The sequence below is a fragment of the Paenibacillus sp. BGI2013 genome (genome assembly GCF_002843485.1).
GTDB lineage: Bacteria > Bacillota > Bacilli > Paenibacillales > Paenibacillaceae > Paenibacillus > Paenibacillus amylolyticus.
Genome location: NZ_PJFA01000005.1, coordinates 105,236 through 121,939 on the forward strand (window position 1 = coordinate 105,236; position 16,704 = coordinate 121,939).

The 16,704-nt window shown below is 43.4% G+C and carries 12 protein-coding genes; 11 read left to right on the forward strand and 1 reads right to left on the reverse strand.

Annotated elements, in window-relative coordinates; translation table 11 throughout:
• Positions 1-73 precede the first annotated feature (73 nt).
• Complete coding sequence (locus tag CXK86_RS14425; RefSeq protein WP_101313923.1) at positions 74-1,012, forward strand: tyrosine-type recombinase/integrase; 939 nt, start codon at positions 74-76, stop codon at positions 1,010-1,012.
• Between the two features lie 43 nt (positions 1,013-1,055).
• Positions 1,056-1,778: a hypothetical protein gene (locus CXK86_RS14430; RefSeq protein ID WP_101313924.1), complete on the forward strand. Its 723-nt coding sequence runs from the start codon at positions 1,056-1,058 to the stop codon at positions 1,776-1,778.
• Here the strand turns inward: CXK86_RS14430 and CXK86_RS14435 are convergent.
• The gene (locus CXK86_RS14435) at positions 1,775-2,779 is read right to left on the reverse strand and encodes a hypothetical protein (RefSeq protein WP_101313925.1); all 1,005 of its coding nucleotides are present in this window, start codon (positions 2,777-2,779) and stop codon (positions 1,775-1,777) included. The two genes, CXK86_RS14430 and CXK86_RS14435, sit on opposite strands and share 4 nt — an antisense overlap.
• 622 nt (positions 2,780-3,401) lie before the next feature.
• Here CXK86_RS14435 and CXK86_RS14440 point away from each other — a divergent pair.
• The 9 genes from CXK86_RS14440 to treC all read left to right on the forward strand — a co-directional run bounded on the left by CXK86_RS14440 (position 3,402) and on the right by treC (position 16,680).
• A complete protein-coding gene (locus CXK86_RS14440) occupies positions 3,402-4,571 on the forward strand; it encodes a glucose-1-phosphate adenylyltransferase (protein ID WP_076249585.1) in 1,170 nt (389 codons plus the stop codon).
• A 26-nt stretch (positions 4,572-4,597) separates the two neighbouring features.
• Positions 4,598-5,701 (forward strand): glucose-1-phosphate adenylyltransferase subunit GlgD, encoded by a 1,104-nt coding sequence (gene glgD, locus CXK86_RS14445; RefSeq protein WP_036608765.1) that lies wholly within the window; start codon positions 4,598-4,600, stop codon positions 5,699-5,701.
• Positions 5,702-6,151: 450 nt separating this feature from the next.
• Positions 6,152-8,584: a glycogen/starch/alpha-glucan phosphorylase gene (locus tag CXK86_RS14450; RefSeq protein WP_101313926.1), complete on the forward strand. Its 2,433-nt coding sequence runs from the start codon at positions 6,152-6,154 to the stop codon at positions 8,582-8,584.
• Between the two features lie 264 nt (positions 8,585-8,848).
• Entirely contained in the window at positions 8,849-9,718 is an 870-nt protein-coding gene (locus CXK86_RS14455; protein WP_101313927.1) for an effector binding domain-containing protein, read from the forward strand.
• 42 nt (positions 9,719-9,760) lie between these two features.
• The gene (locus tag CXK86_RS14460) at positions 9,761-10,219 is read left to right on the forward strand and encodes a VanZ family protein (protein WP_101313928.1); all 459 of its coding nucleotides are present in this window, start codon (positions 9,761-9,763) and stop codon (positions 10,217-10,219) included.
• Positions 10,220-10,564: 345 nt separating this feature from the next.
• Entirely contained in the window at positions 10,565-12,277 is a 1,713-nt protein-coding gene (locus CXK86_RS14465; RefSeq protein ID WP_373888065.1) for a glycoside hydrolase family 13 protein, read from the forward strand.
• A 98-nt stretch (positions 12,278-12,375) separates the two neighbouring features.
• Complete coding sequence (locus tag CXK86_RS14470; RefSeq protein ID WP_101313930.1) at positions 12,376-13,068, forward strand: metal-dependent hydrolase; 693 nt, start codon at positions 12,376-12,378, stop codon at positions 13,066-13,068.
• A 238-nt stretch (positions 13,069-13,306) separates the two neighbouring features.
• Positions 13,307-14,662 (forward strand): C4-dicarboxylate transporter DctA, encoded by a 1,356-nt coding sequence (gene dctA / locus CXK86_RS14475; RefSeq protein ID WP_036670619.1) that lies wholly within the window; start codon positions 13,307-13,309, stop codon positions 14,660-14,662.
• Between the two features lie 296 nt (positions 14,663-14,958).
• Positions 14,959-16,680 carry an alpha,alpha-phosphotrehalase gene (treC, locus tag CXK86_RS14480; protein ID WP_101313931.1) on the forward strand — a complete coding sequence of 574 codons (1,722 nt, stop codon included), beginning with the start codon at positions 14,959-14,961 and terminating at the stop codon, positions 16,678-16,680.
• Positions 16,681-16,704 lie beyond the last annotated feature (24 nt).

Genomic DNA, 16,704 nt, shown 5'->3' on the forward strand with positions numbered 1-16,704 from the left:
ACAAATGGAGTTCAATGCGTAATAATGTAGGTCGGGCCATTGGCAACATATGACATCGACATCAGGAGGCATCATGAGACTTAGTACAAGTAACCTAAACACCTATATTAAGCAATATGAGACTTATTTAAGCGTGGAGCGTAATCTATCCCTTAAATCCATTAAAGCCTATCTGTCTGATCTCAACAGACTTGTAGAATGGCTTGATACTAAACATATTCATGATGTAACCAGAGAAAATTTACGAATGTATCTGGAACAATTAAACAGTGAACACACACTTAAAGACTCGACCATTAAAAGAAAGTACATATGCTTCAAAGCATTTTTTAATTATTTGGTTCAAAGCGGAGATATAATCGAGTCCCCAATTATTGGTTTCGGAAAAAAATTCAAAACGGCAAGACGTATTCCAAAGACACTTTCTGTCAATGAGGTTGAAAAGTTACTAAATGCACCACAAGAGCACATGAAACAATTACACACGAGTTTTAGAAGAAGAATCAACCTTCGTAACGATGCTATCATTGAACTGCTCTATGTTATTGGAATTCGTATTGGAGAATTAGTGAATATTGATATGGAGCACATCGATCTCGAAGAGAAAACCGTGTTGATTTTTGGAAAAGGTCGTAAGGAGCGATTGCTCTACATTTCAAGCAGCGAAGTCATCCATAAAATTAAAACATGGTTGCATGCCCGCGAACATTTCGACCCCCAATCTGATGCTCTGTTCCTTAACAAATATGGTGATCGACTCTCCATTTACTCCATTGAGGATATTTACTCTAAATACAGGGATTTATCTAAAGTTAGCAAAAAATCAACACCGCACTATCTCAGGCACAGCTTTGCTACACATCTTCTGAACAATGGTGCAGATTTACGATCAGTCCAAGAAATTCTCGGACATACCAATGTAAGCACGACCCAAATATACACAGAAGTGTCTGTTGAACGGAAGAAGGATGTGCTTTCACGGTTTAATCCGAGAAATAATCTAAAAGTGTAGAGAAAAACCTCCAAATAACTATAAATTATTTGGAGGTCTTGTGATGAAAAGTATAGATAATAAAGAGGTTATAGATTTTTATAATAGTCATGAAGATATTTGGCCAGAGGGTGATAACTGGCATAAGTACACAAAACAACAACTAACACGGTATGTAAACAAGTATATAAAAAAAATTAAAAATGATATTCCATTAAACATACTTAATGCAGGATCAGGAGGCAGCACATATAATCTTAAAGAAGAAATGCACCATTTAGATTTAACGGGTAAATACATATCTCACTTCAATAAATATACTGTTGGAAGTGTTGAAAACATGCCGTTTGAGAACGAGTCATTTAATTTAGGAATTTGTGTTGGAAGTGTGCTTAATTATTGCAATGCGACTAATTCAATATCTCAACTTTCGAAAGTTATCTCTTCAAAAGGATACTTAATCCTAGAGTTCGAGAGTAGTTGGAGCATGGAATTCTATAAGTCATCAGTTCATAAAAAAAACGTTGAAATGGCGGTTACACAGTACTTTAATACAGAACATAAATTATGGGTTTATTCCAAGAAATATATCCATCAAATACTAAAACAAAACGATTTCAAAGTAATTGATTTAGATAGGTTTCATATATTAAGTAGTTATGCTTATAAATACTATAAAAATGAGAATAAGGCGGCACTATTCGCTAATTTTGATATTCTTTTTCGCTTTATTCCAGTTCTTTCACAGTATAGTCATAATATAATAATGCTGTGCCAAAAACATTAAAATTTGTCTCCCTTCTTGCTTGTCACCCATACAACAATAGCTGAAATTATAGCAGGAGCAATTCCAGCAAAACCATATGAGATATCGAGACTAAATCCAAGTAACTTAAACAGATAAATTGATGCAACAACTGTTAATATAGGAATGAATATTATGGATAGTCCCATGATCATATATTTTATTGTTTTACTTCTTTTTTTACTTGCTGGAACTGAACCTGAAGTTATTTGGATATGTGAATCATCTATATAACTTTTGTTGTACTTGACAGCAACATTACTCTTATCATTCATACTTTTTTTAAAATAACTATAATGCTTATCTAAATTAATTTTGTACAATTTCAACTCAGATTCCTCTAAAAATGGAATGTACCAATTAAAGTAATAAGAGTAATATATATTCTTTACAATACTATCGACAGTATCTCTAGAGAGTTGTGATATCTCTGAATTAGTTTGCAAATAGAGCTTGCACTGAAACGAACTCTCGAAGTTATTATTTCCTAATTGTGGTTGTACATAATCAATATCAATACAGCAGAAATTTTCCATATAGATGAGTTTCTTTAAAAATGCACTTTCCTTGTCGATTTGCTTTCCATTTTCACGATCACTAATTTCAGTGATCCAATAATCGACCGAAAAATTCATTCTATCTTTAAAATAGTTTTTTATTAAACTGAATACTGGAAAGAATACAGCATTTACCCTAAAATCCTTGCTAAAAGTAATGTAATCAAATAAAACAAATCTGTTATGCGAGAAATACGCTGTTTCTGAGAACCCAATGACTACATTATCTAGATAAACTGCAAAAACCATAAAGTTAAAATCAGCATTATCATCTCTACTCTTGTCTATCCAATATGATATCTCATTGCTAGCTGTTCTAATTTCTACTGGTGTTTGATCTTCATATATTTTCAAAGCTTTGATATAGTCTTCATCATCTGATTTGCTTATTAATTTTATTTTGTAGCAATTTGTTAATGTACTCAATGTTAACCTCCAAATAATTTATAGTTATTAGTATGTAAATTCCTAATAGATTGCTTTGGCAAATCTGATCATAACTTCTATACTACATCTATCTATTCGACACATTTCTATATAATCCTCTAAAAATTTACAAATTGATTGCCATTTTATGATTCGTAAGACCTGCGTTTTTGATTTTATAGGTTTATGGGTCTAGTAGTGTCACACTTTTACCATGAATTTTCCAAAAGGAGTTTACTTCTCTTATATCGAATACAATATGAATAACAGCGGCAAGAGAAAGGGTAATCTTACCCGCAACTTGATGTCGATGTTTTCCAGTAAGATTCCCCAGTCCGTTTCGTGTTTAATGTTAAATAGGAGTAGACTATTTCATTGTTCACGAGCTACACCTTAAGTTCTGCATCTAACATTCACCTCTGTAAGACAGTCAAGCAATTCTACACCAGCATCATCTCTATTTCAGGCTTTACAATCCAAGAAGTTCAACTGCAACAAAGATTCACTGGTTACACATCTGTACAGCAAGCTCCTAATCAAGACAACAGTGTCCACACAACAGAATATCGATTATGGGCTCTGAAATGAATCAGAACGAATGCACGTGGAGGAGGCTGTAATGATGGCGAAAAAAGAAGTCGTAGCGATGCTACTTGCCGGAGGGCAAGGTAAGAGGTTAAAAGGATTGACCAAATCACTGGCTAAGCCAGCTGTATATTTTGGGGGCACGTACCGAATCATTGATTTCCCGCTGAGTAACTGCTCTAATTCTGGTATTGATACAGTGGGTGTATTGACCCAATATGAACCACTTGTCTTACATTCCTATATTGGCATTGGCAGTGACTGGGATCTGGATCGGAAAAACGGCGGGGTATATGTACTTCCTCCACATGAACGTGAAGACGGTAGCAACTGGTACCGGGGTACAGCGGATGCGATCTTCCGCAACCTGAACTTTATTGAACAATTCGATCCTGAGCATGTGCTCATTCTGTCAGGGGATCATATCTATAAGATGGACTACGAAAAAATGCTCCAGTATCACAAAGAAAAAGATGCGGATTGCACCATATCGGTCATTGATGTCTCATTGGAAGAAGCCAGCCGGTTCGGAGTGCTGAACACCAACGATGACTATAGCATCTATGAATTTGAAGAAAAACCTCCTGAGCCCAAGAGCACACTCGCTTCCATGGGTATCTATCTCTTCAAGTGGGATGTACTGAAACGTTTCCTGATCCAGGATGAACAACAGGCATCCACCTCCTATGATTTTGGTAAAGATATTATTCCTTTATTGCTTGAAAATAAAAAATCCTTATATGCGTATCCATTTGAAGGTTATTGGAAAGACGTAGGTACCATTCACAGTCTGTGGGAATCCAATATGGACCTGTTGGACGAAGACACACCGTTTAATCTGAATGATCCGGACTGGCGTATTTTCACACGTAATCCGAACCAACCTGCACAATACATCTCACCTTCGGGCAAGGTGCGGAATTGTATTATTAGTGAGGGTACTGTAGTGCATGGTGAGGTCAATCATTCTGTTCTGTTCTATGGAATTGAAGTTGGCGAGAACAGTGCTGTCATCGATTCGGTCATCATGCCAAGAGTGAAAATCGGGCAAAATGTGAGCATTTACCGAGCTATTATCGCAGAAGGATTGGTTATTCCAGATGGAACACAGATTTCGCCTGCACCGGGAGATGAGAGTGATATATTGCTCGTGGATCAGGAAGAACTGGAACGCCAGCTTCGCCAAGGAATAACCAGCAAGGCCTAATTGAAGTTAAAAGGACGGTGCATGCGATGAAACAATTGATCGGAGTTATTAACCTTGACCATGAACTTGAAGAATTGAAGGAATTGACGTATTTTCGCTGCGGAGCCGCGGTGCCTTATGCCGGGCGTTACCGTCTGATCGATTTTGTTCTATCCAATATGATGAATGCAGGCATTGAGAGTATTGGTGTATTTGTACGGCGAAAATATCGCTCGTTGATGGACCATCTTGGTGACGGTAAACCTTGGGATTTGGATCGCAAGCATGGTGGCATGTTTATTTTGCCACCAGACTGGAACGATCCAACAGATACATCACAAGGGGATTTGCAACATTTCCATAACAATTTGGACTTTTTCCACAGAGGGGCAGGACAATATGTTGTGCATGCGGGCAGTCGCCATGTGACCAAAGCAGACCTCCAGGATGTCTACAGGTATCACATCAGTAAAGGAGCGGACGTTACACTGGTCTGCAAAAAAGTAGATCAGCTGCTGCCTGAACATGACGCCTGTGTCAAAGTTGAACATGACGGGGACGGTAACGTGGTGGACATTCACCAAAGCGCTAATCACCCGAATATATATACAGAAATTTTCATCATGGAAAAAGAATTGTTCTTGCGCCAGGTGCAACGCTGCATCGATCATGGCGAGAGCCATTTCTTCCGGGATGTGATTCAAAAAAATCCGGATGGATTGAATATCGCTGCGTATGCATATGATGGCTATCACGCAGTCATCAATTCCATTGACAGTTATTATCGCAACAGTATGGATCTGCTGAACACAGGGCAATATGAACAACTTTTCAAGGAAGATCCGATCCAGACCAAAATTAAATACGAAGCGCCTGCCAAATACCTGGATACCGCCGATGTTAAACATTCACTTCTCGCGAATGGCTGCATCGTAGGTGGAGAGGTGGAGGACAGCATTCTGTTCCGTGGGGTACAGGTGGCCAAGGGTGCCAAAATAAAAGGTTCCATCATCATGCAGAAATGTTACATTGGTGAGGGGACGGTACTTGAGAATGTCATTCTCGATAAAGACGTGAAGCTGACCGGAGGACAGACGCTGATTGGCGACCCGTCGAATCCATACATTTTAGCGAAAAGTACTATTATCTAATGCCCCCACGTAACCGATATCTTCTATAAATATATATAAAATAAAAATCCTGTAGGATGGATTTAAGGTTCATACACGAACGTTGTTTGGTAAGAGCGTAGGCAGTAAGTGAAGGGGACGAAATCGATTCTGAAGAAGCGTAGCGGTCTCCTAAAAGCTTTCTGCAAGAAAGCTGCTTCGAAAGCATATGCTGTCTTCAAATTTTACCCTTGATTATATAAATTCAACTTAAACATTTACACAAAACGGAGAGGACAGAAATGACCTGAAGAAGCGTAGCGCTCGCCTTTATCCCCGGATTTTCCCATTTTAAAAAGGAATCAAAAAAATCTGGGGATAACAGCGATCGGAAGGTTATTCTGTCATCGAAGTGTCCAGTGTAAATATTCTCTAGTTCAATTTATATGAACCGCCACCATCCTGCAGGATTTCCCCGGGAGGAACCTACTTTTGTTTGACAACAAGGAAACGTTCAAGAGTATATTTACACGGAATCTGGTCAGCAAATTGGGCAAACCGATTGAAGAAGCAACACAGGAAGACGTGTACCATGTACTGGGAAGCATGATTCGTGAATATGCAGGCCAGGATTGGGCAGCGTCGAATCAGGGGTTCAAGCAGCGCCAGGATAAACAGGTCTATTACTTCTCGCTGGAATTCCTGATTGGACGTCTGCTCGGCAACAATCTGTTGAATGTGAATGAATTGGAATTGGTGCGTGACAGTTTAGCTGAGCTGGGCTTCTCCTTGGAAGAGATAGAAGAACAAGAGGCGGATGCAGGACTCGGTAACGGAGGTCTGGGACGACTCGCTGCTTGTTTCCTGGATTCACTCGCATCACTACGATATGCAGGACATGGTTGCGGGATTCGATATAAATACGGGTTGTTTGAGCAAAAAATCATCAATGGTAATCAGGTAGAGTTACCCGACAATTGGCTGGATAAGGGCAATGAATGGGAAGTCCGCCGTCCAGACAAAAAGGTGGAAGTACAGTTCTGGGGCCGAGTAGAAGCTCATGAGCAGGATGGAGAATATCAGTTTGTTACAAAAGATGCCGAATCGGTTGTCGCCATACCCTATGACGTGCCTGTCATCGGTTATGGTCAAACCCATGTGAATACATTGCGTCTATGGAGTGCCGAGCCAAAGCGCGAGACTTCACTCGACACCCCTTCGAACTACTACGGTTATCTGGATTATAGCCGATCGGTTGAATCAATCTCGGAATTCCTGTATCCGGATGATTCCCAGTACGAAGGAAAGCTGCTGCGATTGAAGCAGCAATACTTCATGTGCTCAGCAGGTGTACAGAGCGCCTTGCGTACGTTCAACAAGCTGGAGCTACCGTATGATCGTTTGCCTGATAAAGTGGCCTTCCACATTAATGACACGCATCCAACCTTGGTTATACCAGAACTGATGCGCATCCTGATTGATGTGAAGGGGTACGGCTGGGATGAAGCATGGGATATCACAACCCGTACTGTATCGTATACCAATCATACAACGCTTAGTGAGGCGCTTGAGAAGTGGCCTGTATCCATGATCAGCAGGCTGCTGCCACGAATCTACATGATCATTGAAGAGATCAACAAACGTTTCTGTGGCATGCTGCTGGACCGGTATCCGGGAGATCAGGATCGCATAGGGCATTTGGCTATTGTTGCAAACGATCAGGTACGGATGGCACATCTGGCGATTGTAGGCAGTCATAGCGTGAATGGTGTTGCAGCTCTGCACACCGAGATTTTGAAAGAGCGCGAGATGGCTCCGTTCTATGAACTGTATCCAGAGCGTTTCAATAACAAAACGAATGGTATCACCCATCGTCGCTGGTTGATGCATGCCAATCCGAAATTGTCTGATCTGATTACGGATACAATCGGTAACGAATGGATAACAGAGCCGGGCAAGCTGGACCAGCTGGCTGGTTTTGCGGATAATACATCATTCCAGGAGCAGTTCCGTTCAATTAAGCGGGATAACAAAGAGCGGCTTGCTGCGTATATTCTAGACCATACCGGGACAGCAGTGAATCCGGATTCCATCTTTGATGTGCAGGTGAAGAGACTACACGGGTACAAACGTCAACTGTTGAACATTCTGCATGTTATGCATCTGTATAACCGGCTTAAGAATGATGCTTCGTTTGATATGGTACCACGTACGTTCATCTTTGGTGCCAAGGCAGCGCCGAGTTATTATTTTGCCAAGAAAATTATCAAGTTGATCAACAACGTGGCTGACACGGTGAATCGGGATGCGGCCGTGAATGACCGCTTGAAGGTATTTTTCCTCGAAAATTATTCCGTCTCTCTTGCAGAGAAGATCATTCCCGCTGCGGATGTTAGTGAACAGATCTCAACCGCAGGTAAGGAAGCTTCCGGTACGGGCAACATGAAATTTATGATGAACGGGGCTTTAACGATTGGCACGATGGATGGAGCCAACGTGGAGATGGCGGAGCAGGTTGGGGAAGAAAATATGTTCATCTATGGTCTGCGTGCAGACGAAGTACTTGAGTATTATCGTTCCGGCAGCTATCGTCCGAATGAGATTGTGCAGCACGATGAACGCATTCGCGAGGTCGTGGAGCAACTGGTACATCCAGGCGCATTCTGTTATCGTGACGGGGAGTTCTGGGATATTTATGACTCCTTGCTGGCCCATGGTGACGAATACTTTGTATTGCGTGATTTTGCTGCTTATGCCGACGCGCATGCTGCGATTGATCAGGCGTATCGGGATATTCCGGGCTGGACTCGGAAAGCTATATTAAACACGGCTAATTCCGGCATATTCTCCAGTGATCGTACCATTAGTGAGTATGCGACAGATATATGGGGTATTCATCCCGTGTCCGGGAACTGGAAAGGTTAAGAAAAGATTGTTAGACAAACAAATCCCCTTGTTCACAAGAGACATCTCTGCTGGTAAATCAACCAGCGTAGAGAGCATCTCCTTGTAGAACAAGGGGATTTTGGCATAGAGTGTATCATAGTGTCATTCAACTTGAAGAGAATCGGAACTCGCGTATCTTTCGTCATACAAGTTCGCACACAAAATCAAAAAAAAGATCTGGATCTCAGTCATACTACATAAGAAATCGTTTGATATTTTGAATTAGATAGGGGAGCCGTCACTATGGATCATTACACACGAATTCAGCTTGCTATTGAGTATTTGGAGCAGCATTTGCAAGATGATTTTAATATCAGAGAGACGTCCGCTGCTGCGAGCTTTTCGGCGTTTCATTTTCAGCGTTTATTTCAGGCGATCACGGGATTCACGGTACTGGAGTACGTGCGCAGACGCAGATTAACGGAAGCTGTAGGGATGCTGCGGGGCACATCGGAAGGCATACTGGACATTGCGATGAGCTTTGGCTATCAATCTCAAGAGGCATTTACCCGTGCATTTTCAGCCTACTTTGGAATGACACCGGCGAAGCTGCGTAAGCTGGAAGTGGATCAGTTGTCTCTTCTGAAGATGCAACAGAGTATTGATTTTAACGATTATCGAACTCGGCTTGATGGAACTTTCCACATGAACACGCCCCGTCTGGTCACACGGGAACCGAACTGGATTGTCGGCTATGAATATAAGACCAACCTGAATGACAATCAGCATTATGCTGAAATACCCGGATTTTATCACGATTTTGGCATGGAACAGAAATTCATGGCGATCCCGGAGAGGACACGCCCTGATATGGCTTACGGTGTGGCCTGTCATTTTGAAGAGGATGGAGCATTTTCTTTTATTGTGGGTGAAGAAAGCAGTGGAGCATCGCAGGTACTTGAACCCGGTTTTACCTCGATTGAAATTCCCGGCGGCTTGTATGCAGAATTCACCGTGGAAGGCTCTGGGCAGGATATTCGGAAAATGATCTATGGCGGCTGGTTGCCGCAGTCTAACTATGAACGGAGGGAAGGGCCGGACTTTGAAGTGACGGATGTCTGGAAATCGACCCCTGAACAACTGGACATGAAGATCTATATCCCGTTAAAATAGACCTTACCGCTTCGCGGAATTCAAGGTCGGAGGACGGGATGAATGAGCGAAAAGTCGTGGCTCCACTCCAAGTGGATACTGACCATTGTTGCTTGCATGGCAGTGCTTTACCTACTGATTATGGGCATTTTACTGTTTGTCAGTGGACGAACACCTAGCATGTATTATCAATATAATCTCGTACCCTTCGAGACGATTCGTCCACTTCTTATGGAGAGGGAGAGGTACAATACAGATACCTGGGTCAAAAACCTGTTTGGCAATATCGTATTGTTCATTCCGCTGGGCATCTGGATCCCATGGTTGTTTCGGAGGTGTCGTACATTCCGGACCTTTACATCTACAGTTGTTTTGCTTCTGCTGGGTGTTGAGGTCACACAATTGATTACACGTGTAGGTTCGTTTGATGTGGATGACATTATTCTGAACACGATCGGTGCCTGGATCGGATACGCCGGATTTAAGCTAGTCTTATGTTCACAAAAAAGGACTCGGAATTGAACCGCAGATCGCGGTCCATGACCGGGTCTTTTTGCATAAGATACCTTTCAAATGTTTACAAGGGAATCATTTCGGATAAAACATATTAACGGCTTAATACAGTGAGCAGAGATTATATATAAATTTAACTAAACATTTACACGAAACGGAGAGGACAGAAATAACCTGAAGAAGCGAAAGCGTTCGCCTAAAAGCTTTCTGAAAGAAAGCTGCATCGGAAGCATAAGCTATCACCGGATTTTCCCCTTATAAGGGGAATTCATAAAATCTGGGGATAACAGCGATCGGAAGGTTGTTCTGTCATCGGAGTGTCCAGTGTAAATATTTTTTAGTTCAATTTATATAGTGAACAATGATGAGAGCGAGGTGGGCGATATCGTTTGGTGGAAAGAGAGTGTGGTATACCAGATTTACCCGAGCAGCTTTAAGGATTCGGACGGAGATGGATATGGCGACTTGCAGGGGATCTATGAGAAGCTCGATTATTTGGAGAATTTGGGCGTAGATGTGATCTGGCTCTGTCCCATTTACGATTCACCAGGACATGATAACGGATATGATATCCGGGATTACTACGGCATTTTAGGCAAGTATGGCACGATGGAGGATTTTGATCGATTATTGGCAGAGGCACACAAGCGTGGTCTCAAGATCATGATGGACCTGGTGCTGAATCATACGTCAGAAGAACATGCTTGGTTTGCTGAATCGCGTTCATCAAAGATGAATCCAAAGCGGGATTATTATATTTGGCGTTCAGGCAAAAATGGGCAGGTGCCTAATAATTGGGAGTCCTATTTTGGGGGTTCGGTGTGGAAGCATGATCCCGAGACAAATGAATATTATCTGCATCTGTATTCCGAACAGCAACCGGATCTCAACTGGAACAATGCACAGATGGCAGAAGAGATGTATGAGATGGTGCATTGGTGGCTGGAAAAAGGGGTCGACGGATTCCGTTTCGATGCAGTAGCGCATATCGCCAAGGCAGAGGGTCTGCCAAGTGCACACAATCCGGATAATCTGCCGGTGGTTCCAGCGTATCAGCTCTTTTCCAACCTGGAACAGGTACACTCCATCCTGAAGAAACTGAATAACATGATCCTGAAACCCTACGGACCCATGACAGTTGGTGAGACTTCGGGACTTGGACCTGAGCAGGCCTTGGCTTATGTCGGGACGGATCGTGACGAGCTTAATATGGTATTCCAGTTTGAGCATATGTTCATTGATGCTAAATCCTCCGGAATTGGTAAATGGAACTATAAGGAATGGAAATTGACCGATCTCAAAGAAATCATGAGCCGGTGGCAAACGGTTATGCATGGTAGAGGCTGGAACGCCAATTATATGGGCAACCATGATCAGCCACGTCCGGTTTCCCGTTTTGGTGATGATGGTAAATATCGGGTGCGTTCTGCTCAGATGCTGGCGACATGGATGCTTACACTCGAAGGGACCCCCTACATCTATCAAGGAGAAGAGATCGGCATGACCAATGTGGCTTTCCCGAATATCGAACAATACCGGGACATCGAGACCAAAAATTATTACAATCATTACATTGGTCAAGGTAAGTCGAAGCATGAAGTCATGCAGGCGATCTGGCTGAAGAGTCGCGATAATGCCCGCACGCCGATGCAATGGGATGAGACGGAACATGCAGGTTTTACCCAGGGTCAGCCGTGGATTCAGGTGAATGATAATTATCCTGAGATTAATGTGGCTGATGCCGAAAGTGATCCGCAATCCATTTTGCATTATTACCGTAAGTTAATTGCACTTCGCAAACAACATAAAGTACTTATCTATGGCGCGTATGAATTGCTGTTGCCGGATGATCCGGATATCTATGCCTATACACGAACGCTGGATGATGAGCAGATGTTGGTGATTCTGAATTTCCGTGGGCATGAGCCTGAGATGCACTGGCCGGAAGGTTGGACTTCCGAGCATGCCAAGCTGATCATCAGCAATGTGAGCAGACGTTATTCTACCGATGAAGGTGCGATTCAGCTTCAGCCGTATGAAGCAAGAGTATATCGTAAGCAGCGGTGACACGGAGGCTAGCGTGATTTTGCGTTGGTGAAGAGGTATGATTTATAATAAATAGTGGTTTTCAAAATAATCAAAACATATGTCGGGAGGAATCCAAGTTGTTGAATATTACGTTCCACGGTCACTCCAGTGTACAGCTGGGCACAGAAGAAAAGTCTCTGATCATTGATCCCTTCCTGCGTGGCAACGAGCTTGCCGTCACGAAGCCTGAAGATATTAAGACAGATGTTGTGTTGCTGACACATGCACATATGGATCACATCCTCGATGCTGAACCTATTGCCAAAGCAAATAACGCCAAAGTTGTGGCTATTGTGGAATTGGCTACATATATGTCTTGGAAGGGTCTGGATACACTCGGTATGAACATGGGCGGAACGGTAGATCTTGATTTTGCTCAAGCTAAAATGATTCAGGCGTTCCACACTTCCGGGATTGTGCTCGAAGAAGAACAACGGATTATGTATGCAGGTTTGCCTGCTGGATATATCATTAATATTGGTGGTAAAACGATTTTGCATGCCGGAGACACAAGTCTCTTCGGGGATATGAAAATGATCGGTGATCGTCATGATATCGATGTAGCTTTCTTGCCGATTGGTGGACATTTCACCATGGGACCTGAGGATGCGCTGCAAGCGGCCGAATGGTTTAATGCCAAACTGACGATTCCGGTCCATTATGATACGTTCCCGGTAATTCGTCAGGATGCGGAACACTTCGTGCAACAACTGGCTACAAAAGGGTTGGAAGGCCGTGTGCTGGCCCCGGGAGAATCTATTACCCTGTGATACACATTTAACCGCTGTTCAATAATAAATGGATTTATGGAAAAAGACGAATATCACGTCAAGATAACTGACGCGATATTCGTCTTTTTTCGGTTTCAGGTTCAATTTTCACCAATAGAGTTGGTACAAATAACAAAAACATTGAAATTCCATTGTTGAACTCCCTTTTAGAATGATATAAAAAGTTACACGGAAACCAAACGGAAATCCGAATTGACCGCAAACAGGGGGAGCGTTCATGTCATTTATGAAATCATTATTTTTTCAAATTATTGTAGCGGTAATCATCGGGATTGGCGTAGGCATTCTGTGGCCGGATCTGGGTAGCCTGCTGCAACCGCTCGGAACAGGTTTCATCAAATTGATCAAGATGATCATCGCACCACTGATTTTCATGGTGATTGTGACAGGTATTGCCAAGATCGGTGATCTGAAGTCAGTAGGTCGCATCGGACTGAAAGCCATCGTGTGGTTCGAAATTGCAACTACAGTGGCGCTGGTACTTGGATTGGGAACAGCCAATCTGCTTCGCCCCGGTGCCGGAATGAACGTGGACCCTTCAACCATAGATGCAAGCGGCATTGAAGCAAAAACCAATGGTTCCGAGTTACCGCATACGGTAGACTTTATCATGAATATTATTCCGACAAGTGTTGTAGATGCCTTTGCACAAAATGCACTTTTGCAAGTATTGCTCGTGGCATGCCTGTTCGGGGTTGCCCTGGCAGCAACAGAGAGTAAGGCAAAAGAGAATGTACTGACGCTGATTGAGAACTTGCTCGGCATTGTGTTTCGTATCATCGGTTATATCATGAAACTCGCGCCAATTGGTGCATTTGGAGCCATGGCTTACACGGTAGGTGCCTATGGGGCTTCCACATTATCGTCCTTTGGTCTGCTAATTCTAGCCTGTTACGGCGCAGCGCTGCTGTTTTTGGTCATGCTGGCATTGGCTGCCTGGTGGATTACCGGGCTGAATTTCCTGCAATTTGTGAAGTATACCCGTTCTGAAGTGATGCTGGCGATTGGAACTGGGTCATCAGAAGTGGTGATGCCACGCATGATGGACAAACTAACCAAGGCGGGTTGTGATCGTGCGGTTGTGGGTCTTGTAGTGCCGACGGGGTACTCGTTTAATCTGGATGGCGCTTCGATCTATTTATCCTTGGCCACGGTTTTTGTTGCTCAGGCCGTAGGGATTGAACTGACATTGATGCAGCAAATTACGATTTTGCTGGTGTTGATGTTAAGTTCCAAAGGCATGGCAGGAGTACCTGGCTCCGCATTCTTGGCCCTGTCCGCAACGGCAGTGGCTGTCAATGCTTTTCCGGTAGCAGCGGTTGCTCTGCTGCTTGGTGCAGATCGATTCATGGATACAATGCGTGTCTTCACCAACCTGATGGGCAACTGTGTTGCAGCATTTGTGGTGGCAAAATGGGAAGGTCTGCTGGATCAAAAGCGAATGCGTGCCGTACTCTCTGGTGAGATCAGTGCCGCTGAACTGGAAAGGGAAGAGCAAGCTGCACTATCTTTATTGAAGTTGAATATGCAGGAAAAACAAGGGAAAGCCGTTGTTTCACCAGAGATGTCGTAAGAGGCGTTTTTGAAAATTTCAACCAAGTTCAACCAAATTAGACCGTCTGTTGCCCGCACCAATGGTGGGAAGAACAGACGGTTTCTTGTTGTCTCAATACAGATATCATTGGGTTCACGAACGCAGGTTCCAAAATAAATGTTACAGAGGAAAGATTTATGGGGAATGTGTAGAAGAGGCGGAGAATATACATATTATAGTTTCAACTTGTATATACATGTTTACTTATGTAATATAGATATGAAGTTAGCCGAGAACATCACATAAGAGCATTACAATTTATTGGAGGCGTTAACATGAGTTCTAATAACACAACTCCGTCATCTTGGTGGAAGACATCAACGGTGTACCAGGTATATCCGAAGAGTTTTAATGATACAACCGGATCGGGTACTGGAGATATTCGTGGATTAACCGAGAAGCTTGATTATTTGCAGCATCTGGGTATCGATATTGTGTGGTTGCAGCCGGTATATGTATCTCCGCAGCATGATAATGGGTATGACGTAGCGGACTATTATCGGATTAATCCGGATTATGGAACGATGGAGGATTTTGACGAACTGCTGAAAGGTCTGAAGGCTCGTGATATGAAACTGATGATTGATATCGTGGTGAATCACTCCTCGACCGATCATGAGTGGTTCCAGCAATCCCGTTCTTCCAAGGATAATCCGTATCGGGATTATTATATTTGGAAAGATCCTGCTCCGGATGGCGGTGTGCCAAACAACTGGCAATCCAAGTTCGGTGGGCCCGCTTGGCAGTTCGATGAACAGACGGGACAATATTTCCTGACTTTATTTGATAAAACGCAGGCAGATCTCAATTGGGAGAATGAAGAAGTACGCAAAGCTGTACGGGATATGATCAAGTTCTGGGCCGAAAAAGGTGTGGATGGTTTCCGTATGGACGTGATCAACCTGATCTCCAAAGACCAGCGGTTCCCTGATGATGATGGTAGCGTGTCACCGGGTGATGGACGCAAATACTACACGGATGGACCGCGTGTGCATGAGTACATCACCGAGATGTACGATGAAGTATTCGGGCCTTACAACATGGTGACCGTAGGGGAAATGTCCTCCACAACACTGGAACATTGTATCCAATATTCAAACCCGGCTTCCCGGGAGTTTTCGATGACGTTTAACTTCCATCACCTGAAAGTGGATTATCCGAATGGTCAGAAGTGGGAACTGATGCCGTATGATTTCGAAGCGATGAAGCAGCTCTTCAGTGAGTGGCAAACTGGCATGCAGGCCGGTGGAGGTTGGAATGCGCTGTTCCTTAATAACCATGATCAGCCTCGGGCACTGTCCAGATTCGCCAATGATGGTGACTATCGTGCCGAGAGTGCGAAGATGCTTGCAACAACGATACACGGCATGCAAGGTACGCCTTATGTCTACCAGGGAGAAGAGATCGGCATGCCGAATCCGGTCTGGAATGACGTTAGCGAGTTCCGCGATATCGAATCAACGAATATGTACCGTTTGCTTCAGGAAGAACGAGGCAAATCCGCTGAAGAAGCATTCAACATTGTAAAAGAGCGTTCCCGGGACAACTCCCGCACACCGATGCAGTGGAATGGAAGTAAGAACGCCGGATTTACTACCGGAACACCTTGGCTGAAGGTGGATGAGCGGTATCCTTCCATTCACGTGGAACAGCAGCTGGCTGATCCAGATTCGATCTACTATCACTACCGCAAATTGATTGCCCTGCGTAAACAGGTTAACGTGCTGATTGACGGTCTGTATGAACGATTGGACGATGCACACCCGAATGTATTCGCGTACGCACGGACCAATGGAAGTGAAACTCTGATTGTTGTATCCAACTTCAGTAAACGAGACGTCACGTTCTCGCTTCCGGAAGCGGTCTGGAATGATCACATTGCAAGCAAATCAGCAGAGTTACTCATAGGAAATACGGAGGCAACCCCTGTGCTGACGCAGGAAATCTCTCTCAGTCCGTATGCATCCTATATGTGGCTTGTGCCACAACAGGACTAATCACATTTTATAAATAGGAAGTGA